1 protein-coding gene, 1 tRNA gene and 1 pseudogene are annotated in these 2,059 nt (G+C 55.2%); all 3 read left to right on the top strand.

Annotation, left to right across the window (positions count from 1 at the left end; translation table 11 throughout):
* Positions 1–1,094 (top strand): SulP family inorganic anion transporter (locus LG31_RS0120045; RefSeq protein ID WP_033116169.1); only part of this gene is annotated, 1,094 nt, incomplete at its 5' end.
* Positions 1,095–1,277: 183 nt separating this feature from the next.
* Positions 1,278–1,365, top strand: a tRNA-Ser gene (locus LG31_RS0120050).
* 600 nt (positions 1,366–1,965) lie between these two features.
* Positions 1,966–2,059 (top strand): annotated as a pseudogene (locus LG31_RS20690) (type VI secretion system tube protein Hcp); the annotation flags it as partial.

Genomic DNA, 2,059 nt, shown 5'->3' on the forward strand with positions numbered 1-2,059 from the left:
TGGTGGGGGTTGGTCTTGGCTTTGGCCTGCATCAGTTTGGGGTTGATGTGGCCACCATCGGCAGCAAATTCAGCTACACACTGGCAGATGGCACGCAAGGAATGGGGATCCCGCCCATCGCGCCGACTCTGGTGATGCCTTGGGCGCTGCCCGGGCCGGATGGTGCCCCGGTGACCTGGGATCTGGCCGCCCTTGAGCGGCTGTTGCCTGCTGCTTTCTCCATGGCGATGCTGGGGGCCATCGAGTCGCTGCTCTGCGCCGTGGTGCTGGACGGCATGACCGGCCGCAAGCACAGCTCCAATGCCGAACTGCTGGGGCAGGGGCTTGGCAATATCTTCGCCCCCTTCTTTGGCGGTATCACCGCCACTGCGGCCATTGCCCGCTCCGCTGCCAACGTGCGTGCCGGCGCGACCTCTCCCATCTCCGGCATCGTGCATGCGCTGGTGGTACTTGCCGCCATTCTGGTGCTGGCGCCATGGCTCTCCTGGTTGCCACTGTCGGCCATGGCTGCGCTGCTGCTCATCGTTGCCTGGAACATGAGTGAGGCGCACAAGGTAGTTGAACTGATCCGTCGTGCTCCCAAGTCTGATGTACTGGTGCTGCTGGTCTGCCTGTCGCTGACCGTTATCTTCGACATGGTCATCGCCATCACCTTCGGGGTGATCCTCGCCTCCTTGCTCTTTATGCGCGAGATCGCCAAGATGACCCGGCTGCACAATCTGGCCGAGCACAAGCGCTATGCCCGCGAAGTGCCGGCCGATGCGCTGGTTTACAAGATCAATGGGCCGCTCTTCTTTGCTGCTGCGGAGCGGGTGTTTGCCGAACTGGCCGCCGAGGTGAAAGGGCACCGCATGCTAGTGTTGCAGATGGAGGCAGTCTCGATTCTGGATGCCGGTGGCCTCTCCGCTTTCTTGCAGTTTGGCAAGCAGATGGCCGCGGCCGGAATCGAACTGCGCGTCGCCGAGCTGCAGTTCCAGCCGCTCAAGACGCTGGCTCGTGCCAAAGTGCGCCCGCAACCCGGCAAGCTGGAGTTTTACGGCTCACTGGAAGAGGCGCTCAAAGGAGAACATTTGCACGAAGCGGCGGTAAATTGAATAAAAGGGATACGAAACGGCATGTTTTTGGTCAGTTGGTTCGGATATTGAGCAAACGAAGGCAAAAAGTAAAAAATTGCATTGACCACATGCCCTCGTATCCCGTACATTACGCCCCGTTCCAGCGCAACGGCGCAGCGAACACCGTGTTGGCTGAACACGTTAAACAGCAGACCAAAATTTGGTGAGGTGTCCGAGTGGCTGAAGGAGCACGCCTGGAAAGTGTGTATACGGCAACGTATCGAGGGTTCGAATCCCTCCCTCACCGCCAAATTGCAAAGCCCTGACGGAAACGTCAGGGCTTTTTGCTTTTCACTGCGCCTGTGATTGGTTTTTACAGTTCTGCTTTGCTTCTTTTTCATGCCTATTCAGTTGTGTGCCGTGTGGTCATTTCTATCCGTTCAGATCATATGGACTGGTATAAGAGGCTCCCGTCATCTTTTTCTGCACTTCCCTGTTTATTTTTCTTCCCGCCGACAAAATCTTATATATCTAAATCCTGATAGGGGCGGGCAGTACAATGGCTCGCTGCGAGTCGTTAGCCTGAGGCCGTAGCTGGAATAGCTATACGGCTCACGTTGATGGACATCACATCAAGGGATGGCGGATATTCGCTATGTCTGGCGCAACTTGGTAGATATAAGTTCTGCTGTGGGCAATATGTTGCCTTGCGTGCAGTTTTAAATCTCTTTCATGCAAGTTTGCGCGGTGTGATCTGTTGTCTGAGCAACTAGTTGCGTTGGTGAGGCGGTGAGTGACGAGTGGTTGTTTATAACCCATTGTTTTTATGTGAAAAAATAAATGGCATGGTCGCTGCTAATAGTCTGGACGAGTGCTATCTCGTTTAACCAATCTATTTAGGAGCATACACATGCCAACTCCATGTTATATCAGCATCGAAGGTAAAACCCAGGGCAATATCACTGCCGGTGCCTTCACCTCTGACTCCGTCGGCAACATCTTCG

Source organism: Aeromonas lacus (genome assembly GCF_000764665.1).
Classification (GTDB): Bacteria; Pseudomonadota; Gammaproteobacteria; order Enterobacterales; family Aeromonadaceae; genus Aeromonas; species Aeromonas lacus.